The 23,911-nt window shown below is 75.7% G+C and carries 19 protein-coding genes; 7 read left to right on the top strand and 12 right to left on the bottom strand.

Annotated features, from left to right (window positions below; translation table 11 throughout):
* Position 1: 1 nt before the first annotated feature.
* On the bottom strand, positions 2-1,528 hold the full coding sequence (locus AB0I60_RS01545) for a S8 family serine peptidase (protein ID WP_360725002.1): 1,527 nt from the start codon (positions 1,526-1,528) through the stop codon (positions 2-4).
* Positions 1,529-1,780: 252 nt separating this feature from the next.
* Between AB0I60_RS01545 and AB0I60_RS01550 the strand changes: the two genes are divergently transcribed.
* On the top strand, positions 1,781-4,618 hold the full coding sequence (locus tag AB0I60_RS01550) for an AAA family ATPase (RefSeq protein WP_360725004.1): 2,838 nt from the start codon (positions 1,781-1,783) through the stop codon (positions 4,616-4,618).
* Positions 4,619-4,664: 46 nt separating this feature from the next.
* On the opposite strand, the gene AB0I60_RS01555 is transcribed toward AB0I60_RS01550, so the two are convergent.
* Genes AB0I60_RS01555 through AB0I60_RS01565 form a run of 3 tightly spaced genes read right to left on the bottom strand, consistent with a single transcriptional unit; the run spans position 4,665 to position 7,763 of the window.
* Positions 4,665-5,468: an NmrA family NAD(P)-binding protein gene (locus AB0I60_RS01555; RefSeq protein ID WP_360725006.1), complete on the bottom strand. Its 804-nt coding sequence runs from the start codon at positions 5,466-5,468 to the stop codon at positions 4,665-4,667.
* A 55-nt stretch (positions 5,469-5,523) separates the two neighbouring features.
* Positions 5,524-6,693, bottom strand: a complete 1,170-nt coding sequence (locus AB0I60_RS01560; RefSeq protein ID WP_360725008.1) for an MFS transporter — start codon at positions 6,691-6,693, stop codon at positions 5,524-5,526.
* Positions 6,690-7,763, bottom strand: coding sequence for an alkene reductase (locus tag AB0I60_RS01565; RefSeq protein WP_360725010.1), 1,074 nt, complete (start codon positions 7,761-7,763; stop codon positions 6,690-6,692). The genes AB0I60_RS01560 and AB0I60_RS01565 overlap by 4 nt, the downstream gene beginning before the upstream one ends.
* A 108-nt stretch (positions 7,764-7,871) precedes the next feature.
* Between AB0I60_RS01565 and AB0I60_RS01570 the strand changes: the two genes are divergently transcribed.
* Positions 7,872-10,475 carry an AAA family ATPase gene (locus AB0I60_RS01570; RefSeq protein WP_360725012.1) on the top strand — a complete coding sequence of 868 codons (2,604 nt, stop codon included), beginning with the start codon at positions 7,872-7,874 and terminating at the stop codon, positions 10,473-10,475.
* Positions 10,476-10,484: 9 nt separating this feature from the next.
* Here the strand turns inward: AB0I60_RS01570 and AB0I60_RS01575 are convergent, their stop codons facing one another.
* Together AB0I60_RS01575 and AB0I60_RS01580 are read right to left on the bottom strand one after the other, a co-directional pair.
* A complete protein-coding gene (locus AB0I60_RS01575) occupies positions 10,485-12,119 on the bottom strand; it encodes an amidase family protein (protein ID WP_360725014.1) in 1,635 nt (544 codons plus the stop codon).
* Between the two features lie 138 nt (positions 12,120-12,257).
* On the bottom strand, positions 12,258-12,854 hold the full coding sequence (locus AB0I60_RS01580) for a helix-turn-helix domain-containing protein (RefSeq protein WP_360725016.1): 597 nt from the start codon (positions 12,852-12,854) through the stop codon (positions 12,258-12,260).
* 96 nt (positions 12,855-12,950) lie between these two features.
* Here AB0I60_RS01580 and AB0I60_RS01585 point away from each other — a divergent pair, with 96 nt between their 5' ends.
* The 3 genes from AB0I60_RS01585 to AB0I60_RS01595 all read left to right on the top strand — a co-directional run bounded on the left by AB0I60_RS01585 (position 12,951) and on the right by AB0I60_RS01595 (position 15,778).
* Positions 12,951-14,081 (top strand): NADH:flavin oxidoreductase, encoded by a 1,131-nt coding sequence (locus AB0I60_RS01585; protein WP_360725018.1) that lies wholly within the window; start codon positions 12,951-12,953, stop codon positions 14,079-14,081.
* A gap of 122 nt (positions 14,082-14,203) precedes the next feature.
* A complete protein-coding gene (locus AB0I60_RS01590) occupies positions 14,204-14,566 on the top strand; it encodes an STAS domain-containing protein (RefSeq protein ID WP_360725020.1) in 363 nt (120 codons plus the stop codon).
* Positions 14,567-15,004: 438 nt separating this feature from the next.
* The gene (locus AB0I60_RS01595) at positions 15,005-15,778 is read left to right on the top strand and encodes a GAF and ANTAR domain-containing protein (RefSeq protein WP_360725022.1); all 774 of its coding nucleotides are present in this window, start codon (positions 15,005-15,007) and stop codon (positions 15,776-15,778) included.
* 14 nt (positions 15,779-15,792) lie between these two features.
* Here AB0I60_RS01595 and AB0I60_RS01600 read toward each other — a convergent pair whose 3' ends face one another.
* The 6 genes from AB0I60_RS01600 to AB0I60_RS01625 all read right to left on the bottom strand — a co-directional run bounded on the left by AB0I60_RS01600 (position 15,793) and on the right by AB0I60_RS01625 (position 20,961).
* Positions 15,793-16,221, bottom strand: coding sequence for an ATP-binding protein (locus AB0I60_RS01600; RefSeq protein ID WP_360725023.1), 429 nt, complete (start codon positions 16,219-16,221; stop codon positions 15,793-15,795).
* Between the two features lie 123 nt (positions 16,222-16,344).
* Complete coding sequence (locus tag AB0I60_RS01605) at positions 16,345-17,301, bottom strand: acyltransferase domain-containing protein (RefSeq protein ID WP_360725025.1); 957 nt, start codon at positions 17,299-17,301, stop codon at positions 16,345-16,347.
* The gene (locus tag AB0I60_RS01610; protein ID WP_360725027.1) at positions 17,295-18,569 is read right to left on the bottom strand and encodes a beta-ketoacyl-[acyl-carrier-protein] synthase family protein; all 1,275 of its coding nucleotides are present in this window, start codon (positions 18,567-18,569) and stop codon (positions 17,295-17,297) included. The genes AB0I60_RS01605 and AB0I60_RS01610 overlap by 7 nt, the downstream gene beginning before the upstream one ends.
* A gap of 34 nt (positions 18,570-18,603) precedes the next feature.
* Positions 18,604-18,849, bottom strand: coding sequence for an acyl carrier protein (locus AB0I60_RS01615; protein WP_360725029.1), 246 nt, complete (start codon positions 18,847-18,849; stop codon positions 18,604-18,606).
* 91 nt (positions 18,850-18,940) lie between these two features.
* Positions 18,941-20,488 (bottom strand): AarF/UbiB family protein, encoded by a 1,548-nt coding sequence (locus tag AB0I60_RS01620; RefSeq protein ID WP_360725030.1) that lies wholly within the window; start codon positions 20,486-20,488, stop codon positions 18,941-18,943.
* Between the two features lie 218 nt (positions 20,489-20,706).
* Positions 20,707-20,961, bottom strand: coding sequence for a hypothetical protein (locus AB0I60_RS01625; RefSeq protein ID WP_360725032.1), 255 nt, complete (start codon positions 20,959-20,961; stop codon positions 20,707-20,709).
* A gap of 704 nt (positions 20,962-21,665) precedes the next feature.
* Between AB0I60_RS01625 and AB0I60_RS01630 the strand changes: the two genes are divergently transcribed.
* Positions 21,666-23,054: a wax ester/triacylglycerol synthase domain-containing protein gene (locus AB0I60_RS01630; protein WP_360725034.1), complete on the top strand. Its 1,389-nt coding sequence runs from the start codon at positions 21,666-21,668 to the stop codon at positions 23,052-23,054.
* Between the two features lie 27 nt (positions 23,055-23,081).
* Positions 23,082-23,906, top strand: a complete 825-nt coding sequence (locus AB0I60_RS01635; protein WP_360725036.1) for a glucose 1-dehydrogenase — start codon at positions 23,082-23,084, stop codon at positions 23,904-23,906.
* Positions 23,907-23,911 lie beyond the last annotated feature (5 nt).

Here is a 23,911-nt window from a genome sequence, read left to right on the forward strand (position 1 = left end):
GTCAGAACGTGATGGACCAGCCGGTCAAGGTGCCGACGTCGAACCGGTAGATGTCTCGGACCGAGAGCCGCCACGTGCCGTTGGCGTCCTCGCGCGAGGCGTCCACGGTGAAGCTCTGGTGCACGCCGCCGGACTCGCCGACGCCGCCCGCGCGCTTGAGCGGGTAGGACGTGCCGCTGGGCCCGACCAGGTCGACGGCGAGGTCGCCGGTGTAGCCGTGGTCGATGTCGACCCGGACCGCCAGCGCGGCCGACGCCTTGCCGGGGCAGGAGTCCTGGCTCACCGAGGTGCCCACCGCCGTGCCGTCGTCGGGGACGGCCACGTCCTCGTCGTTGGCCTCGGCACCGCACTCGGACGGCGTGCCGCCGCCGATGTCGCCGACGTAGAGCACCTTGTTGGGCGAGCCCGTGCCGGGGTTGGTGACCAGGTCCGGGCTGGCGCTGCGCACCAGCGCGTCGCCGACCTGCTGCGGGGTGGCGTCGGGCTTCGCCGCCAGGTACAGCGCCGCCGCGCCCGCCACGTGCGGGGACGCCATGGACGTGCCGCTGGCGGTGCGGAACGAGCCGCTGTTGTCGCTGGAGTAGATGTTGCCGCCCGGCGCGAACAGGTCGACGCAGCGGCCGTAGTTGCCGCCCCGCGTGCGGTCCTTGTTGAACCAGCCGACGGTGAGTGCCTCGGGGACGCGCGCCGGGCTGACGCCGCACGCGTCCTTGCCGTCGTTGCCGGCCGAGACCGCGACCACGAGACCCTTGGCCACCATCGCCTTGATCTGCTCGTCGCCGACGCCGAGGGTGTCCATGCCCAGGCTCAGGTTCACCACGGCGGGCCGCACGGCGTTCTTGGCCACCCACTCCATCGCGGCGACCGTGGCCGAGTCCGGGCCGGACCCGCTGCAGTTCAGCGAGCGCACGGCCACGACCTTGGCCTTCTTCGCCACGCCCACGGTCTTGCCGGCGATGGTGCCCGCCACGTGCGAGCCGTGCCAGTAGCAGTCGCTCGCGTCGGCGTCGTTGTCGAGCACGTCGTACCCGTAACCGGCCCGGCCCTCGAACTCCGGGTGCTGCTTGTCGATGCCGGAGTCGATGACGTAGGCGGTGACGCCCTCGCCCTGGTTGGGGTAGGTGTACTTCTTGTCCAGGGTCGCGGTGCGCTGGTCGACCTGGTCCAGGCCCCACGACGGCGGGTTCTGCTGCTCGCCGGTCGCCCGGGTGGTGCCGTCCTCGTGCACCGAGGCGACCGCCGGGTCGGCGGCCAGGCGCCGCGCCTGCTGCTCGGTGAGGTTGCGGACCGCGAAGCCGTTCAGCGTCGCCGAGTACGTGGCGGTCACCTCGCCGCCGTAGCGCTGGGCGAGGCTCGCGGCCTGGCCGTCCGCCGCGGCGCGGGCCCCGCCGCCGAGCACGACGATGTACTGCCCCGGGTAGTGCTGCCGGGCCTGGACGACGGGCGCTTCCTCCTGTTGCGCCACGGCCCCGCCTGCGGTGGCCGTCACCGCGACGGCGGCCACCGCCACGGTGAACAGGCCCGACATCCATCGTTTCCTGCGCGCTTGCATCGGTTCCTCCACGGTGCTGTCGAGCGGCCGGTGCAGGGTTGGTACGTCAGGCCGCTCGGGGATCACCATTCGGCTTGGCCGGTGGGGGAACAAGCGTGGTCGTGACCCGTAGGGGTACGGGATCGTGCGCCGCGCAGGTGCCGTAGCCGGCAGGGGTTACCCCGCCGCGCCCGGCCGACCTATCGTGTCGGTTATTCCGCTGCGGGTGGATCACCGACAGGAGCGAGCATGGGCGATGTCCGCGTGAACCCCCTCGCCGTCCGGTCCGGCGCGGTGCCGATGGTCGGCCGGGACGCGGAGCTGGCGGCCCTGCTCGACGCGGTGCGGCGCGCGCCGGCGGTCGCCTTCGTGGAGGGCCAGGCGGGGGTGGGCAAGTCGCGGCTGGTGGCCGAGTTCGCCGCCGTGGCCCGGGGCGAGGGCGCGTGCGTGGTGGTGGGCACGTGCCAGCCGCTGCCGGAGCCGTTCCCGTTCGGGGTGCTCCTCGACTGCCTCAGCCGGTGCGGCGACCGGCTGGTCGACCCGGGCCCGGTGACCGGCGCGCTGCGCGACCACCTGCCCGAACTGGCCGACCGCCTGCCGCCCGCGCCGCGCGCCCTCGGCGACCCGCACGCCGAGCGGCACCGGGTCTTCCGGGCCGTGCGCGACCTGCTCCGCTGCCTGGGGCCGACCGTGCTCGTGCTGGAGGACCTGCACTGGGCGGACGAGGAGACCCGCCGGGTGCTGCGGTCCGTGGTGGGCGACCCGCCGCCGGGGCTGTCGGTCGTGGCGACCTACCGCCGCGAGGACCTGCCGTGCCCGGCCCCGCTCGGCCGCACCGTCCACGTCCCGCACGGCGTCACCGGGGTCGACCTGGTCCTGCGCCCGTTCGGCGCGGCCGACGTGCGTGCCCTGGTGGACGCCGTCGTCGGTGCCCCGGTGACGTCGGAGCGGTTCGCCGAGGCCGTCCTGCGCGAGACGGCCGGGATCCCGTTCGTGGTCGAGGAGACGGTGCGCGGGCTGCGCGACCCGGTGCGGGACGTGCGCGCCGAGGGCGACCTCGCCGCGCGGCTCCTCGACGGGGTCGGCGTGCCGGCGCTGGTCGCGGACGCGGTCCGGGAACGGGTGGGCGCGCTGACCGCCGCCGCGCGGTCCGTCGCCGAGGCCGCGTCGGTGCTGGGCGTGCCGGAGGCGGCCGACGTCCTGGGTGCCGTGGCGGGGCGGCCGGCGGAGCACCTGACCGCGCTGGTGGAGTCCGGCTTCCTCGTGGAGGGGCCGCCGAACAGGTTCGGCTTCCGGCACGACGCCGCCCGGCGCGCGGTGTGCGCGGGGCTGTCGGGCCTGCGGCGGCGGGAGCTGCACGAGCGCGCCGTGCCCGTGCTGGCCGCGCTCGACCCCGTGCCGGCCGCGCGGGTGGCCGCGCACGCCGGGGCGGCGGGGATGAAGGCCGAGTGGCTGCGGTACAGCGAGCTGGCCGCCGACGCCGCCGAGGAGGCCAAGGACGTGCCCACGGCCGTCGACCTGCTCTCCGGCGTGCTGGCCGACCCGTCCACCGGCCCCGAGGACGCGAACCGGCTGGCGGCCAAGCTGTGCGGCTACGCCCTGACGGGGCTGCCCGGCGGGGTGGTGACCGCGCGGGTCGAGGGCCTGCTGTCGGACCCGAGGCTGGCGCCGGGCGTCCGGGGCCAGGTGCACCTGTGGTTCGGGCTGCTGCTCCAGCGCGAGACCGGCGGGCTCGACCGGGGTGCCGAGGAGATCGCGCACGCCCTGGACCTGCTCGGCGACCAGCCGGAGCGCGCCGCGCGCGGCCTGGCCGCGCTGGCCGGGCCGTACCTGGGCACCGCGTCGGTCGCGGAGCACCGGGCCTCGCTCGGCCGGGTGGAGGGCATCGCCGACCACCTGCCCACCCAGGCCCTGCGCACCGCCCTGCTGGCCACGACGCTCGGCGGCCGGCTCGTGGTCGGCGACCCGAGCGCGTGGGACCGCATCGGCGACCTGCCGTCCCCGGCGGACGTGCGCGACCCCGAGGAGATCCACCACCTGGCCCGCGCGCACTGCAACCTGGCGGACGCGTGCTCGTGGATCGGGCACTACGCGCGGGCGCGGGAGTTCCTGCGCAAGGGCGTCGCGCTGGCCGAGCGGGTCGCCGCCTCCTACGTGGTCGGCACGGCCGAGGCCACGGCGGTCCGCCTCGACTGGCTCAGCGGGCGGTGGTCGGGGCTGGGCCGGCGGATCGACCGCCTGGTCGGCACCTACGCGGACCTGCTGCTCACCACCGACCTGCACCTCACGCGCGGCTGGCTGGCGGCGGCACGCGGGGAGTGGGTGCTGGCCGAGGGCGCGTTCCGGGCGGCGGCGGGACCGACCGCGCAGGTGTTCCCGGTGGGCGTCTCGGCGGCCGGCGGCATGGCCGGGATGCTGCTGAGCCGGGGCCAGGCGGCCGAGGCGGAGGAGCACGTGGAGCGCGGGGTGGCGGTGCTGCGGGGCAAGGGCGCGTGGGCGTGGTCGGGCGACATCCTGCCGCAGGCCGTCGACTGCTACCTGGCGGTCGGCCGCGCCGACGCCGCGCGGTCGCTCGTCGCGGAGACGGCCGCCGGCCTGCGCGGGGTGGACGCCCCGCTGGCCGGCGCGGCGCTGACGGCGTGCCGGGCGCGGCTGGCCTCGGCGGCCGACGACCACGACGAGGCGTCCCGGCTCTACCGGGAGGCGATCGACCTGCACCGCGAGCTGGGCCTGTCCTACCGGGCCACCCAGCTCGCCGAGCAGGCCGGGGCGGACGCCGACACCGACGCCGGGGCGCTCGACGCGCTGGCCCGGTCCTACGACTCGCTGGGGGCGACGGTGGACGCCGCCCGCTGCCGCCACCGCATCCGGAGCACGGGCGCGACCACCCCGTCACCGCGCGGGAGGCGCGGCTACGGCAGCGAGCTGTCCCCGCGCGAGCGGGACGTCGCACGCCTGCTGGCCGGCGGCCACACCAACCGGGAGATCGCCCAGGCCCTGTTCCTGTCCCGCCGCACGGTGGAGGAGTACGTGGTGAAGGTCCGCCGCAAGCTCAACGCCCCCTCCCGCCACGACGTCCACCTGTGACGCGGGCCGCCGGGGCGTGGCCGGACCGCCACGTCCCGGCGGTCCGTCACCGGAAGCGGTCGACGTGCTCGTCCACCCACTGCGCGAACGTGCGGGCGGGGCGGCCGGTCACCCGCTCCACGGTGTCGACCACGCGGCTCGCCTCAGGTGGCGGGTCGGCGTGCCAGCCGACGACGTACTCGGCGTCCGCGCGGGTGACGCCCTGGGCGAGCAGGCGCTCCACCGCCTGGTCGTGGGTCAGCTCGACGAACCGGATGTCCCGCCCGAGCGCGGCGGCGAGGACCGCAATCCGTTGGCGTGGCGTGAACACCTCGGACCCGGTCAGGGTGTAGGCCCGTCCCGAGTGCCCGTCCTCCACGAGCGCGGTCGCCGCGACGGCACCGATGTCGGCCTCGTGCACGACCGCGCCGGGGAGGTCGTGGGGCTCGCGGACCACGCCCTCGGTCCGGATCGAGTCGACCCAGGTGAGGGTGTTGGACATGAACTCCTGCGGTTCCAGGCGGGTCCACTCCGCCCCGGAGTCGGCCACGGCCTGCTCGGTCGGCCCGACGTACCCGCCCCACACCACCGTCATCCGGCGCACGCCGGCGCGCACGGCGCGATCGACCAGCTCCGCCCCGACGTCGGCGAGCCCGGCCGTGACGGTGATGTGCAGCCGGGTGACGCCGCGCAGGGCGTCGGTCAGGGTCGCGGGCGCGGTGTGCGTGCCCTCGACCAGCTCGACCCCGGCCGGGAGCCCGGCGCGGGCGGGGTCGCGGGTGAGGGCCCGCACGCGCTGCCCGCGCCGCACCAGCTCGGAGACCACGTGCCGACCGGTGTTGCCGGTGGCTCCTGTCACCAGGACGGTCATGCTCAACTTCCTTTCGCAGCAACGGGAGGATAACGCGTGAAGGCCCCTGCCGGGCTCACAGGAGCGCGGCGATCGCGGGTCCGAACGCGGCACCCAGCAGGTAGGACAGGTTGAACAACCCCATCGCCGCCGGGCGGTGCGGGCCGGCGGCGTCCCCGGCGCGCACGGCGTAGACGCCCTGGCCCGACGCCGCCGCGAGCGAGGACAGCGCCTGCGCGGCCAGCAGCACGACCGGGGCGACGCCCAACGCCGCGAGCACCAGCCCGCCGGCGGCGAGCGCCGGGAACAGCACCGCCACCACCCGGAACGGGGTCCTGGCCGTGGCCGCGACGACCGCGTAGGACGCCAGCCCGCCGAACAGCATCGGCCACAGGACGGCGAACCCGACCTCGCCGCTGGTCCAGCCGGAGTGGTCGGTCAGGCGCGGCGGCAGCACGTACATCAGCCCGAAGTTGACCACCGCCAGCACGAACGCCACCCCCGACGCGACCAGGAAGACCGGTGTCCGCAGCAGCGCGGCGGGCACGAACCCGTCCGGGCGCGACCGCAGGTGCACCGCCGGCGCCGCCGCGACGACGACCACCGCGATGCCCGCCGGCAGCCACGCGTGCGGCACGAACACCAGCGCGGTGACCAGCGCCGTCACCAGGACCGCGCCGACCGGGTCGACCCTCGGCGGTGCGACCGGCGCCCCCGGTGCCGACCTGAGCGCGGCGGGCACGGCGAGCAGGCTGAGCACGGGCAGCGCCAGCGCCCGCTGCCAGCCGAGCGCGTCGCCGACCAGGTCGCCGACCAGCGGCGAGGTCGAGCCGACCACCGCCAGCGACGCCGTCACCAGGCCCATCGCCCGCGCCGACCCGGCCAGGCTCATCGCCACCGTGGTGAACCCGGCGGTGCCCAGCCCCTGCACCGCGCTGCCCGCCACCAGGACCGGCAGCCACGCGACGGTCGCCACCGCGACCGCGCCCGCCGACACCAGCGCGGCGCAGGTGAGCAGCGCCGCCCGGACGCCCCGCCGGCCCTGCAACCCGGCCAGCAGCGGCGTGCCGACCGCGATCCCCCAGCCGAACGCCGTCACCACCCACGTCACCTCGGCGGTGCCGGTGCCCAGCGCCGCCGCGGCGTCCGGCAGGATCAGCGCCGGCCCGGCGATGCCGAACGACAGCGGGCCGGCCAGCAGGGCGAGCCACGGCCCCGGGGTGCGGGCGCGCACCGGGGCGCTCACCGCGCGGCCAGGGTCGGGTAGTCGGTGTAGCCGACGTGGTCGCCGCCGTAGAACGTGCCGGGGTCGGCCCCGGTGAACGGGCCGCCGGCGGCGACCCGCGCGGGCAGGTCCGGGTTGGCCAGCCACAGCCGGCCGAAGCTGATCGCGTCGGCGACGCCCTCGGCCAGCGCCTCCAGGCCGTACCCGACGGTCGCCGGTTCCGGGCTCGCCGGGTGCGGGTTGAGGATCAGGGTGCCCGGCCACTCGGCCCGGATGAGTTCGGTGGTGTCCCGCGTGCCGAACTCCGAGATGTGCAGGTAGGCCGCTCCGCCCGGGACGAGCGCGCGGACGAGCGCCGGGTAGAGCAGGTCGGTGTCGCTCTCGCGGGTGCCGTTGAGGGTGGAGCCCGGCGACAGCCGGAGGCCGGTGCGGTGCGGGCCGATGGCGTCGCCGACCGCCCGCACCACCTCCACCGCGTACCGGATGCGGTTGTCGATCGTGCCGCCGTAGGCGTCGGTGCGCCGGTTGGTGTTGTCGGCCAGGAACTGGTGGATCAGGTAGCCGCTGGCGCCGTGCAGCTCGACGCCGTCGAACCCGGCGTCGACCGCGAGCCGCGCGGCGGAGGTGAAGTCCTCCACGGACCGGGCGATGTCCGCCGAGGTCATCTCCCGGGGCCTGGGGTGGCCGAGCGGTCCGTCCGGGGTGTGGAGGCGCTCGCCCGACGGGATCGCCGACGGGGCCAGCGGCAGGCTGCCGTCCGGGTACAGGCACGGGTGCCCGATCCGACCGGAGTGCATGAGCTGCACGAAGATCCGGCCCCCGCGCGCGTGCACGGCCCCGGTGACCGCCCGCCACGCCTCGGCCTGCTCCTCGGTGTGCAGGCCGGGGGTGTCGATGTAGCCCTGGCCGATGACGCACGGCTGGGTGCCCTCGGTGATGACCAGCCCGGCGCCCGCCCGTTGCGCGTAGTACTCGGCGGTCAGGTCGGTGACCAGGCCGCCACGGGCGCGGCTGCGCGTCATCGGTGCCATCACCAGGCGGTTCGGCAGGGGCAGCGGGCCCCCGGTGAGCGGGGTGAGCAACGCGTTCATGCCGTCCAGGCTGGTCGGGGCGGGCGCGCACCGAATCGGTAAGGTTTCGGTACCGGGTACTGGTGTCCGACCGCGTGCCCGTTCCCGTACTCGGATCCGGGGGTCTGCGTGCTGTACGGCCGGGCCGGCGAGCAGGCCGCGATCGAGGCGCTGCTCGCGGCGGCCCGCGCCGGTCGCAGCGGCGCGCTGGTGCTGCGCGGGGAGGCCGGCATCGGGAAGTCGGCCCTGCTGAGGTGGGCGGCCGACGCCGCCGCCGGGCTGCGCGTGCTGTGGGTGACCGGGATCGAGGCCGAGGCCGACCTCGCGTTCGGCGGGCTGGTCCAGCTGCTGTGGCCGGTGCAGGACCGGCTGGCGGCGCTGCCCGGCCCGCAGGCCGAGGCGCTGCGCGCGGTGCTCGACGCGGACCGCACCAGCGGGCAGGACCGGTTCGTGTCCGGGCTCGCCGTGCTCACCCTGCTCGCCGACCTCGCCGACGACGGCCCGGTGCTGTGCCTGGTGGACGACGCGCAGTGGCTGGACCGCGCGACCGCCGACGCGCTGCTGTTCGCCACCCGGCGGCTGGCCGCCGAGCGGGTCGCCGTCCTGTTCGCCGCGCGGGACACCGGTTTCGCCGCGCCGGACCTGCCGGAGCTGCGCCCGGCCCGGCTGGGCGCGGCGGACGCCGCGCGGCTGCTCGCCGAGCGCGGGCAGGCACCGCCGTCGCCGGAGCGGGTGATCGCGGAGTCGGCGGGCAACCCGTTGGCGCTGCTGGAGTTCGCCGCCGCGCAGCCGGAGCACCACGTCGTCGCCGGTCCGCTGCCGGTCGCCGACCGGGTGCTGGCCGGCTTCCGCGCGCAGATCAGCGCGCTGCCCGAGCGCACCCGGCTGATGATGCTCATCGCGGCGGCCGAGGGGCGCGGGCACCTGCCGACCCTGCTCGGTGCGGCCGACGTGCTGGGCGTGGGCATCGACGACCTGGCGCGGGCCGAGACCGCGCGGCTGCTCGACGTCGCCGGGACGGTGATCACCTTCCGGCACCCGCTGGTCGGCACGGCCGCCTACCAGGGCGCCGTGCTCGCGCGCCGGGTCGCGGTGCACCAGGCGCTCGCCGACTCCACCACCGACGCCGACTGCCGCGCGCGGCACCTGGCCGCCGCGACCACCGCACCCGACGAGCAGGTCGCCGCCGAGATCGCGCGCTCCGCCGGCCGCGCGCGGGCCCGCACGGCGTTCATCGCCGCGTCCGGGCTGTACCGGCAGGCCGCACACCTCACCGCCGACCCCGGCGTGCGGGCGGCCCGGCTGGCGGAGGCGGCGTCCCTGGCGCTCGCGGCCGGGTACGGGCCGCAGGCCGCCGAGCTGGTGCGGCAGGCGGAGCCGCTGACCGAGGACGCCGAGGCGCGTGCCGGGCTGGTCCAGGTGCGGGCGGCGGTGGAGTTCGAATCGGGCGACGGCCGCGCGGCGGCGCGGCTGCTGGTCGAGCAGGTCCGCGCGGCGGGACCGGGCACGGCGGTGGCCATGGCGCGCAGCGGCGCGCGGTACGCCTGGTTCTCCGGCGACCGGCAAGCCGTGCGCGACGCGGACGCGGCGCTGGGCGGCGGCGACCCGCTGGTGCGGGGCATGGCCGCGCTGGTGGACGACGACTACGCGACCGGGCTGCCGCTGCTGGCCGGTTTCGTCGCGCGGGCACCGGCTTCCGACCCCGCCACCACCTACAGCGCGATGATCCTCGGCGACGACGCAGCGGCCCTGGCGCTCGCGTCCGCCGAGGTGGCGCGCTGCCGCCGGGAGGGGCGGATCGGCGAGCTGCCCCAGGTGTTGCAGGACCTCGCGGGCGCGCAGGTGTCGGCGGGGCTGCACCGCGACGCGGTCGTGGCCGTGACCGAGGCGGTGCGGATCTCCCGGGACACCGGGTCGCACCAGCGGCTCCCCCGGCTCAACGCGGTGCTGGCGCGGGTGGCGGCGATCGAGGGCGACGAGCAGCGCTGCCGCGCCCTGGTGGAGGTGCCACCGGACGCGGGCGGTGCGGCGAGCACGGCCGCGCTGGCGTTGCTGGACCTCGGCCTCGGTCGGCACGAGTCCGCTGTGGACCGGGTGGAGGCAGTGCGGCGCGGGCCGCTCGGGTACACGACGGCGGTGGTCGTGGCCGCACCCGACCAGGTGGAGGCGGCGGTGCGCCTGGGCGACCCGGACCGCGCCGAACCCGCGCTCCGCCGCTTCGAGGCGTGGGCGGAGGCGGGCGGCCAACCGTGGGCGGAGGCGGTCGCGGCCCGCTGCCGCGCCCTGCTGGGCGACGACGAGTCGCTCTACCTGCGGGCGCTGGACCTGCACTCGCGCGGCACCCGGCCGTTCGAGCAGGCGCGCACGCAGTTGCTCTACGGGGAGTGGCTGCGCCGCGTCAAACGCCGCAGCGACGCCCGGGTGCCGCTGCGCGCGGCGCTGGAGGCGTTCGGGCGACTGCGCGCGACGCCGTGGGCGACCCGCGCCCGGACCGAGCTGGACGCCACCGGGGAATCGGGCCCGCCGGCCGTTCCCACCGCCGACAACCCGTTGGACCGCCTGACCTCACAGGAGCTCCAGGTCGTCCGGCTCGCGGCGGAGGGCGGCACGAGCCGCGAGATCGCCGCCCAGCTGTTCCTCAGCCCCCGCACGGTGGAACACCACCTGTACCGGGCCTACCCGAAGCTGGGCGTGCGCTCCCGCCGCGAACTGTCCCGCCTCGACCTGGGCTGACCGCCCGGGTCAGTGGACCAGCGGCGGGGTGGTCGGCGGGGGACGTCGGTGGTGGGTGGCGCGCTCGTAGGCGTGGCCGAGGCCGAGCAGGGTCGGTTCGCTGAACGGCGTGCCCAGCAGTTCCACGCCCACCGGCATCCCGTCCGGGGTGAAGCCGGCCGGGACGGTGAGGGCCGGGAAGCCGGTGTTCGCGGCCAGGGCGCAGGACCTGCCGCCCGGCTGCGGTTCGCCGACCCGGGCGGCCTGCTGCGGGACGGTCGGGTAGACCAGCGCGTCCAGGTCGTGGTCGGCCATCAGCGCCCCGAGCAGCCGTTGGGCCTCCGCGCGCAGGGCGAGCCGCTGGTGGTACTCGTCCTGCGGGCCGGTCGAGCGGCCCAGGCGGATGCGCAGGCGCTCCAGCACGGTCGGCGTGACCTGGCCGGAGGTGACGATGTCGGCCAGGGTCACCACGTCCGCCGGCGGTTCCAGGCGGGCCAGGGAGCGCGGGAAGCGGGAGCCCGGCGCCGCCAGGTAGCGGTTGAGATCGCGCTCGTGCTCGTCGTTGATCAGCCACGACCCCTCTACGGCCGCCAGCAGCGCGGGCTGGGACGGCACGTCCACGACGGTCGCGCCGCGCGCCGCCATGTCCGCGACGGCCGACCGGACCAGCGCCGTCGTCGGCTGCTCCGGGGCCGACGTGCCCAGGTAGTCGGTGAACACCCCGATCCGGGCACCGGTCAGCGCGGTGTCGCGCAGCCCGGTGGTGTAGGTGCGCGGGACCCGGCCGAGGGACGCCCGGGTGGACGGGTCGTCCGGGTCGTAGCCGGCGGTGGCGTCCAGGACCAGCGCGACGTCGCGGACCGACTTGGCCATGGGCCCGCCGACGTCCTGGGTGTCCGAGATGGGCGCGATGCCGTCGCGGCTGGACAGCCCCTGGCTCGGCCGCAACGCGACCAGGCTGTTGTGCGCGGCGGGGCTGCGGACCGAGCCGCAGGTGTCCGAACCGAGCCCGACCGCGCCGAAGGCCGCCGCGAGCCCGGCGCCCGTGCCGCCGCTGGAGCCGCCCGGGTTGCGGGACTGGTCGTAGGGGTTGCGGGTCTGCCCGCCGAGCGAGCTGATCGTTCCGACGCCGCTGGCGAACTCGTGCAGGTTGGTCTTGGCGACGACGACCGCGCCCGCCTCGCGCAGCCGCGCCACCTGCTCGGCGTCGTCGGCGGTCCGCCAGTGCCGCAGCGCAAGCGACCCGTTGGACGTGGGCAGGTCGGCGGTGTCGTAGTTGTCCTTGATCAGGATCGGGATGCCGTGCAGGGGGCCGCGCACGTGCCCGCGCCGGCGCTCGGCGTCGAGCCGGGCCGCGACGGCGAGGGCGTCGGGGTCCTCGCGGATCACCGCGTTGACGCCGGGCTGGTCGCCGTAGGGCTGCTCGTAGGCGTCGATCCGCGCCCGGTACGCCTTGACCAGGTCGACGGAGGTGACCCGGCCGTCGGCCAGCAGCTCGCCCAGCGCGGTCGCGTCGGCGTCCACGACCCACCGGGCGATCCGGTCCGCCGGCACCCGGCCCGCGTCGCCGGCCGCGCCGGCCGGGAGGGTGGGGGTGGTGAGGACGACGACACCCGCGACGAGTGCCGCCACGCGGTTGCGCCGACCGTGCGGTCGCTGTGCCATCCCGGTCCCCTCACCGCCGCTCGGCCCTCGGGCAGCCGCCGGCCGCTCGCCGGACTGCCGGGCCACGAGTGGTAACGACCGATTCTGACCCGACCCGCGCTGTGCGGACCATCCGGCAAACGGGGTCCGCGCGGGGCGCTACGAGGTGGGCAGCGGTGGGCCGTCCAGCACGCCGAGGCCGTCGAGGGCGATGCGCAGCTGCCGCCGCCACACCCCCGTGCTGCCGGCCACCAGTTGCACGGTGTGGCTCAGCGTGGCCAGCAGCAGCGCCAGGTCGCCGGTCGTCACGTCGGCGCGCAGCACCCCGGCGTCCTGGGCGCGGGCGCGCAGGTCGTCCAGCACGGGGTACAGCAGGCGCGTGCAGTCCGGGGCCGGACCGCTCCAGGTGTCGCCGTACGCCTCCACGACGGCCCGGTGGTACGCCTGGGTGGCGAGGGCGTGCTCGTAGAACCCCTCCAGCGCGTCCCGGGGGTCGTCGGTGGTGTCGGCGGCCTGGCGCGCGGCTCCCGCCCACGCGGTGAACTCGCGGTCGAGGACCGTGCCGAGGAGGTCGTCCTTGGTCGGGAAGTGCCGGTAGAGCGTGCCCATGCCGACGCCGCTGCGCTGGGCGATCTCCCGGACGTCCACCGCGCTGCCCTGCTCGGCGAGCACCTCGGTGGCGGCCTCGATGATCGCCGCGCGGTTGCGCTCGGCGTCCGCGCGCAGCGGTCGACGGGACGACGGTTCGGTCACCACCAGGTCAGCATAGTCGCCCGGCTCATAGCGGAGCACGCGCTCCGCTTGTGCTAGCGTCAAGAGGAGCAAGCGCTCCGCTTCGACCCGAGGATGGACATGACCGTGCCCACGCGCACCGCCGTCGACACCGCGCCGCTGTTCCGCCCCTTCGCCGTCGGCCCGCTGCACCTGCCGAACCGCGTCGTGATGGCTCCCATGACCAGGCAGTTCTCCCCCGGCGGCGTCCCGGGCGAGGACGTCGCCGGCTACTACGCCCGGCGCGCGGCCGGCGGCGTCGGCCTGATCGTCACCGAGGGCACCTACGTCGGGCACCCCAGCGCCGGCGAGAGCGCCGACGTGCCCCGCTTCCACGGCGAGGACGCGCTCGCGGGCTGGGCGCGCGTGGTCGACTCGGTGCACGCCGAGGGCGGCCGGATCGTGCCGCAGCTCTGGCACGTGGGCGCGTCCCGCAAGCCCGGCGCACCACCCGTGCCGGAGGCCCCCGTCTTCACGCCGTCCGGCCTCGACCTGACCGGTGCCCCGATCGGCGAGGCCGGCCCGGTGCCGGCCACCACCGACCTGGACGCCGTCGTGGCCGCGTTCGCCGAGGCCGCCGCGAACGCGCGCCGGCTCGGCTTCGACGGCGTCGAGCTGCACGGCGCGCACGGCTACCTGCTCGACACCTTCCTGTGGGAGGTCACCAACCGCCGCACCGACGGCTACGGCGGCAGCGCGGTCGCCCGGACCCGCCTGGTCGCCGAGGTCGTGGCCGCCGTGCGCGCGGCGACGGCACCGGACTTCCCGGTCGTCCTGCGCCTGTCGCAGTGGAAGCCCGGCGCGTACGACGCCAAGCTCGCCGGCACGCCGCAGGAGCTGGAAGTGCTGCTGGCACCGCTGGTGGACGCCGGCGTGGACGTCTTCCACGGCTCGACCCGCCGCTACTGGGAGCCCGAGTTCGAGGGGTCCGACTTGAACTTCGCGGGCTGGATCAAGAAGCTCACCGGTCGACCCGTGATCTCGGTCGGCTCGGTCGGCCTGGACGGCGAGTTCCTGGGCACGTTCGCCGGGCGCGACCCGTCGCCCACCGGCATCGACGGGCTGCTGGAGCGCCTGGGCGCCGACGAGTTCGACCTCATCGCCGTGGGCCGCGCGCTGCTGGCCGACCCCGAGTGGGCGCGCAAGGTCGAGAAGGGCGACGTGGCGGGCGTCACCCCGTTCACCCGGGACGCGCTGACCACCCTGGTCTGACCGGCCTCGCCGCCCACGACGTGCGACACCTCGACCACCACCCGCCGATCTCGCCCGGGTCGGCGACGCCCTTCACTGCATCGGTCTAGCAGGACAGCGCCCAAGGAGTCAGAATGCGCACTATGAGTAGAGCGGATGCCACACCGAACGGCGTAACCGCCGGGGCACGGGACGACGTGGCCCTCCTGCACGTGGTCGGCGAGGTCGACATGTCCAACAGCGACGACCTGCGCGACCGGGGCGCGGAGCTGCTGGACGGGTCGCCGGCCCTCGTGCTGGACCTGTCGCAGGTCACGTTCTTCGCCTCGTCCGGGATCGCCGCGCTGGCGCACCTGCGCTCGTTGGGCGGAGACCCCGGCCCGCAGCGCGTCCACGTCGTGGCCAGCGACGCCGTGCGGCGGTCGTTGGAGGTCACCGCGATGACCACCCTGCTGCCCCTGCACCCCTCGGTCGACGACGCGGTCCAGGCCGCCCGCGCGACCTGACCTGACCAGGCCGGAGGCGGGCCGCCGGCGCGGCGTTGTCGATCGTGCGGTGATCGTCGCTTAGATCGGTCGGCGGCGGGGTACGTGACTGGTTACCGTCAAGACGACGTCTCAACGGTAGGCCCGTCCACGGCACTTCTGGCGGACGGGCCGGGGCCGGACCGGCCGGGACGTTGAATCCACCAGCGCCCGGCCCGGTCCGGCTTTTCCGTTGCACCCCGTCCGCGCCCGCTGCCCACCCGGGCGGTGGCCGACCGGCGGCAGAACCCGCCGACAGCCGACCCCGGCGGCGGCCACCGGGCCGGACGGCAGGGTCCGCCGACCCGGCCGGGGAACCCGCCGGCGGTCGTGCCGTAGAGTCCGTGCACCGGATGTTCAGCAGTGCAGCATCCCCGCAGCAGTGGTCCGGCCGACCGGCCGGTGACGGGGAGGGCGCTCGTGGTGGAGTCCGTGGTGACGTTGGCCCAGGACCTGGTCGAGGTGTCGCGGCTGGTCGAGGACGACGACATCGACGCGGTCACCGGGCGCTTCCTGGAGCGCGTGGTGCGCACGGTGCCGGACTGCGACCGCGCGACCATCACCGTCGTCGGCCGGGACGGGGTCCTGGAGGTCGCCGCCGTGCGGCCGGGCGCCCCGGTCGCGCCCGACGCGGACCCGACCTCCGGTGACGAGGACTCGGACCTCGTCGCCGACGGCCCGGTGGCGGAGGCGCTGCGGTTCCGCGAGCCGCGCCGGATCGCCGACGTCGAGGCGGAGACGCGCTGGACGGCGTTCACGGGCGCGCTGGCCGCACGCGGCTGCCGGTCGGCGATGGTGCTGCCGATCCCCTCCCGGCACGGTCCCCCGACGGTGCTGACCCTCACCTCGCGCAAACCGCACCGGTTCGACGACCACGCCTTCGACGTGGTCCTGCTGCTGACGCTGCACGCCGGGGCCGCCTTCGACAACGTGCACGTCTACGACAGCAGCCGCACGCTGGTCGGCCACCTGACGACCGCCTTGCGCAGCAGGCACGTCATCGGCCAGGCGCAGGGCATCCTCATGCGCCGGTTCGCGATCGACGCCGAGGGCGGCTTCGCGGCGCTCAGGCGGGCGTCGCAGCACCGCAACGTCAAGCTCCGCGACGTGGCGCGGGACGTGGTCGCCGCGCAGGAAGCGGGCGACCTGGACGCCGCGCTCGTCCGGTACGGCGTGCTCGACGCAGGTCGCTGACCGCCCGGTGGGTGCTACCGGCTCCCGGCCGCGTCGGCGGACGGGACGGGGTGCAGCGGCAGGTCGGCCCAGACGGTCTTGCCGTCCACCCGGCCGGTGGTGCCCCAGTCGCCGGACAGCGCCGCCACGATCAGCAACCCCCGACCCCGGCTGTCGGCGATCCGGGACCGGCCCGGCACCGGAGGGGCGGGCGAGCTGTCGTCGACCTCCACCCGGACCCGGCCGGGCCACCTCGTCAGGCGCAGGGCCCCGGGCTGGTGGCCGTGGTCGTAGGCGTTGCCGACCAGCTCGGTGACCAGCAGCAGCAGGTCCGCGAGCAGGTCGTCCGGCAGGTGCGGCACGGCCCGCTCGGTCCAGCGGCGCACCGCGCCGATCGCGGGCCGCTCCCCCAGGTCGAGCACGTGCGGTTCGCCGTCGGGCGCGACGTCCGCCTCGGCGGTCACCTCGGCATCACGGTCTGCTCCCCCGGTCGGCGCGGACGGGTCTCCGCGTCCCGTCCTCCCGGGTAATCGGTCGCCCCGGTCCCGGTGTTTCACCGACCGCCGCCGGCGGCCCGTGCGGTCGGGTCACGCGGTCGCCCCGAGCACGGCGGCGAGCCGGTCCACGGTCGTGCTCCGGGGCAGCACGGACACGGCGCGCGCGCCGGGGACGGTCGCCCTGGCCAGGGCGGTGAGGACGTTGCGCGGGCCGGTTTCCAGGAACGTCGCGGCCCCCGAGGCGTGCAGGCCCTCCAGGGCCCGCCGGAAGTGCACCGGCCTGGTCAGGTGGTGCGCCGCCGCCTCCCGCAGCTCCGCCGCGCTGCGGTAGGGGCGCAGCAGCGGCGCGGAGTACACCGGGGTGTGCGGCGGGCGGACGGTGACGGAGGCGATGCGGGCCAGGAAGTCGCGGGCCGCGCCGGCGAGCGCCCGGTTGTGGAACGTGATCGCGGTGGCCAGCCGCGCCGTCCGCCGACCGGCCCGGACCGCCGCGTCCGCGAGGGCCGCCAGCTCACCGGCCTCGCCCGACACGACGCACTGGTCCGGCGCGTTGTCGCAGGCCCGTTGCAGCGACGGCAGGTCGACCTCGGCGAGCAGCCGGTCCACCTCGGTCGCGGACGCGCCCACGACGACCAGGCCGCCCGGCGGCGCCGCGCTCTCCGCGATCGCGGCGTCCCGGGCGAGGACGACGCGGGCCCCGTCGCCGACGTCGACGCCCCCGGCGGCGGCCAGGGCCGCGATCTCGCCGGCGCTGTGGCCCACCACCGCCCGCGCGCGCACGCCGAACCTCCGGCGCAGCAGCGCGGCCACGGCCACGGCCGCGGTGTAGACGGCCAGGTGCGCGGCGGTCGGGTCGTGCACCGCCAGGTGGCGTTCGTCCGGGGCGCCGGGGTCGAGCAGCAGCCGGGGCACCCCGTGCCGGCCGTGGTCCGCGCGGTCCACCGCGTCGACCACCGAGTGGACCTCCGGGACGTTCCCCAGGCCGTGCAGGACACCCGGGCGGTAGGAGCCCACTCCGGGCAGCAGCAGCACCGGCCCGGTCAGCACGAGCGCAGCAGCAGCGACACGTCGTGCCCGCCGAAGCCCATCGCGTTGTTCAAGGCGGTGATCGGCCCGGCCGGCAGCGGGCGCGGGACCGGGCCGACGACGTCGAGGCCGACTGCGGGGTCGAGGTCCACGAGGTTCGTGGTCGGCGGCGCGACGCGGTGGTGCACGGTGAGCGCGGCCAGCACCGACTCGACGCCGCCGGCCCCGCCGATGAGGTGTCCGGTGGAGGACTTGGTGGCCGAGACGCACGGCACGTCGGCGTGCCGGCCCAGCGCCCGGCGGATCGCGCCCGCCTCGGCCACGTCGCCCAGCGGCGTGGAGGTCGCGTGGGCGTTGACGTGGGTGACCTCGGCGGGCGGGGTGCCGGCGTCGCGCAGCGCGGCGGTGACGGCCCGCGCCACGCCCGCGCCGGAGGGGTCGGGCTGGGCGATGTGGTGGCAGTCCGCCGCCAGGCCGTAGCCGGCCAGCTCGCAGTAGACGCGCGCGTTGCGCGCCCTGGCGTGCTCGGCGTCCTCCAGCACCAGCACGCCCGCGCCCTCGCCGAGCACGAACCCGTCGCGGCCGGTGTCGAACGGGCGGGACGCGGCCGGCGGGTCGTCGTTGCGGCAGGACAGCGCTCCCATGCGGGCGAACCCGGCCAGCACCAGGGGGTGGATCGTGGCGTCCGCACCACCGGCCACGACCACCTTCGCCCGCCCGGACCGGATCATCTGCACGCCGTAGGCGATCGCCTCGGCCCCCGCCGCGCAGGCGCTGACCGGCGCGTGCACGCCGGCCCGCGCGCCGACCAGCAGGCCGGCCTCCGCGCTGGGCGCGTTCGGGATCATCATCGGGATGCAGTACGGCGACACGCCGTCCGCCCCCCGCTGCACCAGCAGCTCGTACTGCCGGACCATCGAGGTGAGGCCGGCCATGCCGCAGCTCACCACCGCACCCACCTCGACGGGGTCCAGCGGGCTGTCGCCGCTGGAGGCGGGTGCGGTGAACCCGGCGTCGGCCCACCCCTCGGCCACCGCCACCAGCGCGAGCTGCGTCGCCCGGTCGGTGTGCCGGACCTGCTTGGGCGACAGGGCGGCGGACGGGTCGACGGCGACCGGCGCGACGATGCGCACCGGGAGCTGGTCGGCCGTCCAGGGCGGCGGGACGTCGAACGCGCCGATGCCGCTGTCGCCGGCGAGGAGGGCCGACCACGTCGCGCGGGCGTCGCCGCCCAGCGGGGTGGTGGCCCCCACTCCGGTGACGACGACCTGGGTGGCGGTGCCGGGCATGGGGACTCCCTCGTGTCGGATGGCCGCGCGCCGGTCAGACCCTGCGGCGGAGGTAGGCGACGATCTCGCCGACGGTGGTGAGCGCCTGGGCGTCCTCGTCCGGGACCTTCACCCCCCAGCGGGACTCGGTGACGTCGAACAGCTCCACGATCGCCAGGCTGTCGACGTCCAGGTCGCCCTTGAGCGTGGAGTCGTCGTGGATCCTGTCCTCGGGGACCTCGGCGATCTCGGACAGCAGCTTGACGAACTCGGTGGCAACGGTGTCGGGGTCGATCGGCATGGGTCAGCGCCTCCCGCGCGTCGGGGTGCACGGACCGGGGCGGCCGTGCACGGTGGACTTGTCTTCCGGCGACCGCGCGGTGCGGTCGCGCTCACGGCGCGGACGGCCCGGGGGCCGCGCGCGCCCGTTCGCGGGCCAGCAGCCGGGCGAAGCGCTTCTGGCCGGACCACAGGAAAGCGCCGGCGGCGACGGCGGCGAGGGTGCGCCTGCCGCGCGTGCGGCGGTCGAGCCGGCTGGCCTGCTCGACGCGGAACACGAACTCGCCGCCGATGAGCTGGCGCAGGGCGGTGTGCACGTACTGGAGGGTCTGGGTGCCGTTGGTCAGCAGCTCCAGCGTGACGTCGGCCCGCCGCGCCTCGGAGACGGTCTCGTCGGCGATGTCGATCATGATGTCCTGGAGCTGGTCCTGGAACGTGCCGACGACGCTCAGCTCGGGCGCCAGGTAGCGGATGGAGCCCTCCAGGTTGGCGAAGGACTTGCCCAGCACCGCGATGGCGGGGTTGGTGCGGATGCCGTGCCGGGTCGAGCTGCCCAGCACCGAGGTGAAGGTCGCGCCGAAGTTGAGCCGGTCGAGCGTGACGGCGGTCAGGGTCGGGACGAGCAGCTCCATGTCGTTGCGGAACGCGGCGACGTCCGCGCGTTCGGTGGCACGCCCCATGTCGACCCACGCGCGGGTCACGCCCAGGGCGTCGTTGAGGGCGACGTTGAGCAGCACCCGCAGGATGCCCAGGCTGGTCCGGTGGTCGATGCGGCCGACCATGCCCCAGTCCAGCAGCGACGCCTTGCCGCCCGGCTGGACGAACACGTTGCCCGGGTGGGGGTCGGCGTGGAACACCTTGGTGCTGAAGTAGCCCCGGAACATGAACGCCATCAGGTCGCGGCCGATGCCGGTGCGCTCGGCGGTGGTGAACTCCTCGGGGCGGGCGTCGCCGATGGAGCAGCCCGGGGCGAGGCTCTGCACCATCACCGTCGGGGTCGCCTCGTAGACCTCGGGGACGTCGAGGTGCTTGAAGTCCTGCACCTCGGCGCGGGCCCGGTCGGCCTCGGCGGCCTCGCGGGTGAAGTCCAGCTCCGCGCCCATGGCCTCGAACAGCATGTCGAGCATCGCCCGCACGTCGACCAGTTCGGTGAACTCGGGCGCGGTCACGGCCAGCAGCCGGGCGGCGCGGCGCAGCAGCGCCATGTCCTCGGCGATGAGCGGGGCGATGCCCGGGCGCTGCACCTTCACCGCCACCGGCCGCCCGTCGACCAGGGTGGCGGCGTAGACCTGGGCCAGCGACGCGGAGCCGATCGGGTGCTCGGTGTCGAAGTCGGCGAACATGCCGCGCCACCCCCGGCCGAGGCCGGCCCGCAGGACGGGCTCGAACTCGCCGAAGGGGCGGGCCGCGACCGTGTCGTGCAGCCCGCGCAGCTCGTCGGCGGTCGCCTGGGAGACGATGTCCGGCCGGGTGGACAGGATCTGCCCGACCTTGATGTAGAACGGTCCCAGCCGTTCCAGCGTCGACCGCACCCGGCGGGCGCGGGCACCGTCCGCCGATCCGTCCCCGGACGGGGTCCCCCGGCCGGTGCCGGGGACCAGCTCCGACCGCAGCAGCGACAGCAGTGCCCGGGCGAGTTCACCGACGCGGTGCCGGCCCATGCCATCCCCCTCCTCGCTGCACGCTGCCCACCCCACGCCGCACCGGGGGACCTGTCGGGAGCCGCCGCACCCGTGACGGCGCTGTCGCGGGTGCGGCCCCTGCGCGGACCCACGGCCCGCCGGTGGGCGGGCCAGGCCACGTGCAGGTCGGGACGCCGGGCCGGCACGACGCCGGACCCCCGTACCGCGACCGGTCGCCGCCGTTCGGGGCCTGCTTCCTACTTCTTGTCCGCGAGCTGCCGGCTGCCGAGCTGGTCCAGCTTCGCCGACAATTCGTCCAGCGAGGTCTTCAACGCCCGCAGGTCCCGGTGGATCGCCGCGCGGTCGTCCTGTTCCAGCCTTTCCCGCCTGCCGTCGTACGAGTCGTCGTCGTCGCGGTCGAGGATGTCGTCCACGAAGTCCTTGGTGTCGTCGACCACATCGCCCAGGTACCGGAAGAACCCGATCCCGTTGCGCCGCCTGTACCGGCCCATCACTTCCTCCGTCTCCGCACTTCTCTCGGTTCCACCGCGATCACCTGTTTCACTGCCATTCCGGAAAAGACCGGCCCACACCCCTGTTGCGGACGATTCGACCGATCATTTCCCGAGGAGCGGAGCACACCGGGTTCGGCCGCCCGATCGCGTTTTCCGGCCGGCTCGACCGCTGCCCGGTCACCGCTCCCCGGCCCGCCCGGCTGCCGCGACCACCGCCGCGAACCGCCGTGCGAGCACCGGTTTCGGGTCCGAGCCTGCCTCCGGGACTGGCCCCTTGCTACGGGACTTTCGGACCACTCGGCTCCCCGGGCCGATCGGGTGACGGTGAATCGGACCACGAATTCGATGGATTTCACCCGCACGCCACTTGCGAGACGAACCGGTCTTGCGATGCGCACGGACCGTGAAGGCGCTGATCGGACCACTCGCCCATCCGGGCGGTGAACGCTTGTCCGCCGCCACACGATGGGCCATGCCCAAAAGTACCTGCCGAACGGTCGGACCGGCGTCCGGACGGAATTCGCATCACACCGATGGGGGTACACATCGGCGGCGGATGTATGTGAGATGCGAATGTTGCCGTGTTCGCGCCGTCGACCGCGAGTCACGTCGGACGACCCATTCCACCGAGCGTGAGGATAGCCATGCCCCATCGCGGCACCGATCTGCCCCACCACGGTATCTGGCGTTCACCGAGTGAGATGAACGCGCTGGAAACGCTGTTCTGGCGCGCGGAGAATTACCCGGGAATGCGGTCGAACATGGTCGGCGCGTTCGTGCTGGACCGGTGCCCGGACTGGGACCGCTTCGTGGCCCGGCACGAGTGGGGCACCCGCATCGTGCCCCGGCTGCGGCACCGGGTGCTGGAACCGCCGCTGCGGCTGGGCCGGCCGTTCTGGGTGCCGGACCAGACCTTCGACGTGCGCAACCACGTGCACCGGGTGCGGCTGCCCACCCCCGGCACGACCCGCCACCTGCTCGACCTGGTGCGGGCGGTCGCCTCCCGCCCGCTGGCCCCCGAACGCCCGCTGTGGGAGGCGACCCTGGTCGAGGGCCTCGACGACGGGCACGGCGGGAAGGCCGCCTACCTGCTCAAGCTGCACCACAGCCTGAGCGACGGGGTGGGCGCGGCGCAGCTCGTGTCCGTGCTGCTGGGCGAGTCGCCGGCCTCGGCCGCCGAGCCGGCGCTGCCGCCCGCCCACACCCGCCGCGCCGCGCCCGCCACCGCGCTGCTCGCCGGACGCCTCGGCCGGCTGCTGCTCGCCCTGCCCCCGGCCGCGACCCGTGCCGCGCGGAATGCCCGCGCGGCACGGATCAAGGTGCCCTCGGCCAAGCGGGTCGTGGACCGGGTGGTGTCGTTCGCCAGGACGACGCTCGTGCCCCCGGTGCCCGCCTCGCCGCTGCTGCGCGGGCGCAGCCACGCCGTCCACCTCGACGCGCTCGACTTCCCCCGGCGGGCGTTCCGGGCGGCGGGCCAGGCCGGCGACGGCACCCTCAACGACGTGTTCGTGGCCGGTCTGATGGGCGGGTTCGACCGCTACCACCGCCGCTTCGGCGTCGACCTGCCCGAGCTGCCGCTGCTGATCCCGATCAGCGTCCGCAAGCGCGACGACCTCCCGGCGGGCAACCGGCTGGCCAGCACGCGGCTGGCCATGCCGGTGTCCGGCCCGGACCCGCTCCGGCGGATCGCCGAGGCCGGCCGCCGGATCGCCACCGTGCGCACCAAGCCGACGCTGCGGGCGCTGGACCTGCTCACCCGACCGGTCACGCCCCTGCCGGGCCCGCTGGTGCGGTTCGTCTTCACCCAGATGTTCCGGGGCAACGACCTGATCGCCACCAACTTCACCGGCCCGCCCGGCCCGCTCTGCCTGGCCGGCTCCCGCGTGCTGGGCATCCTGCCGTTCCCGCCGCTGCTGCGCGGCGCGACCAGCATCGCGCTGACCACTTACGGGGACCGCTGCCACATCGGGATCACGGTGGACACCGGGGCGTTCACCGACCCGGACGCCTTCGTCGCCTCGCTGCGGGAGAGCTTCGAGGAGCTGTTCGCGCTCACCCCGCGCAGCCGCGTCACGCCCCTGACCGCGTGACCGCCACCGCACCCGTCTGGAGGACCGATGTCGTCCGCGTTGGACCTGTTCGACCTGAAGGGCAAGACGGCGCTCGTCACCGGGGCGTCGAAGGGCATCGGCCGCGCGATCGCCACCGGCCTGGCCGAGGCGGGGGCCGACGTCGCGCTGCTCGCCCGCAGCACCACCGCGCTGGAGGAGGTGGCCGGCGAGGTCGAGGAACTGGGCCGTCGGGCGCTCGTCCTGACCTGCGACGTCACCGAGGGCGAGCAGATCCGGGCCGCCGCCCGGACCGTGCTCGCCGAGTTCGGCGGCCTGGACGTGCTGGTCAACAACGCCGGCGGCATCGGCCACGCGGGCCCGTTCCTGGACCTGGAGTTCGACGACTGGACCCGGGTGCTGCGGCTGAACCTGGAGTCCACCGTGCACGCCTGCCAGGTGTTCGGCCGGCACATGGTCGAGCGGGGCACCGGCTCGGTGGTCAACCTCTCGTCCATCGCCGGGCTGGGCGGCACGCCGATGCTCTCCCACTACGCCGTCACCAAGGCCGCCGTGGTCTCGCTGACCCGGACGCTGGCCGCCGAGTGGGCCCCGGCCGGGGTGCGGGTGAACGCCCTGGCGCCGGGGTGGGTCCGCACCGACCTCACGTCCACCTTCTTCGCCGACCCCCGGGCCACCGAGAACCTGCTGGCGGCCGTCCCGTCCGGCGCGTTCGGCGTCCCCCGCGAGGTGGTCGGCTCGGCCGTGTACCTCGCCGGCGACGCCTCCCGGGGGGTGACCGGCAGCTGCCTGGTCGTCGACGGCGGCACGACCTGCTTCGTCGGCGGCCCGCAGATGCTCGGCTTCCTCCAGCACGGCCGCATCCCCGCCTGACCCCA

Origin of the sequence: Actinosynnema sp. NPDC050436 (genome assembly GCF_040655415.1) — a bacterium.
Taxonomy (GTDB): Bacteria; Actinomycetota; Actinomycetes; order Mycobacteriales; family Pseudonocardiaceae; genus Actinosynnema.

What these genes read in the sequence shown, in the direction of transcription:
- AB0I60_RS01630 (WP_360725034.1), top strand. Translation starts at nt 21,666, where the DNA reads ATGAACGCGCTGGAAACGCTGTTCTGGCGCGCGGAGAATTACCCGGGA.
- AB0I60_RS01550 (WP_360725004.1), top strand. Translation starts at nt 1,781, where the DNA reads ATGGGCGATGTCCGCGTGAACCCCCTCGCCGTCCGGTCCGGCGCGGTG.
- AB0I60_RS01615 (WP_360725029.1), bottom strand. Translation starts at nt 18,849, where the DNA reads ATGCCGATCGACCCCGACACCGTTGCCACCGAGTTCGTCAAGCTGCTG.
- AB0I60_RS01565 (WP_360725010.1), bottom strand. Translation starts at nt 7,763, where the DNA reads ATGAACGCGTTGCTCACCCCGCTCACCGGGGGCCCGCTGCCCCTGCCG.
- AB0I60_RS01585 (WP_360725018.1), top strand. Translation starts at nt 12,951, where the DNA reads ATGACCGTGCCCACGCGCACCGCCGTCGACACCGCGCCGCTGTTCCGC.
- AB0I60_RS01635 (WP_360725036.1), top strand. Translation starts at nt 23,082, where the DNA reads ATGTCGTCCGCGTTGGACCTGTTCGACCTGAAGGGCAAGACGGCGCTC.
- AB0I60_RS01555 (WP_360725006.1), bottom strand. Translation starts at nt 5,468, where the DNA reads ATGACCGTCCTGGTGACAGGAGCCACCGGCAACACCGGTCGGCACGTG.
- AB0I60_RS01620 (WP_360725030.1), bottom strand. Translation starts at nt 20,488, where the DNA reads ATGGGCCGGCACCGCGTCGGTGAACTCGCCCGGGCACTGCTGTCGCTG.
- AB0I60_RS01625 (WP_360725032.1), bottom strand. Translation starts at nt 20,961, where the DNA reads ATGGGCCGGTACAGGCGGCGCAACGGGATCGGGTTCTTCCGGTACCTG.
- AB0I60_RS01575 (WP_360725014.1), bottom strand. Translation starts at nt 12,119, where the DNA reads ATGGCACAGCGACCGCACGGTCGGCGCAACCGCGTGGCGGCACTCGTC.
- AB0I60_RS01545 (WP_360725002.1), bottom strand. Translation starts at nt 1,528, where the DNA reads ATGTCGGGCCTGTTCACCGTGGCGGTGGCCGCCGTCGCGGTGACGGCC.
- AB0I60_RS01610 (WP_360725027.1), bottom strand. Translation starts at nt 18,569, where the DNA reads ATGCCCGGCACCGCCACCCAGGTCGTCGTCACCGGAGTGGGGGCCACC.
- AB0I60_RS01590 (WP_360725020.1), top strand. Translation starts at nt 14,204, where the DNA reads ATGAGTAGAGCGGATGCCACACCGAACGGCGTAACCGCCGGGGCACGG.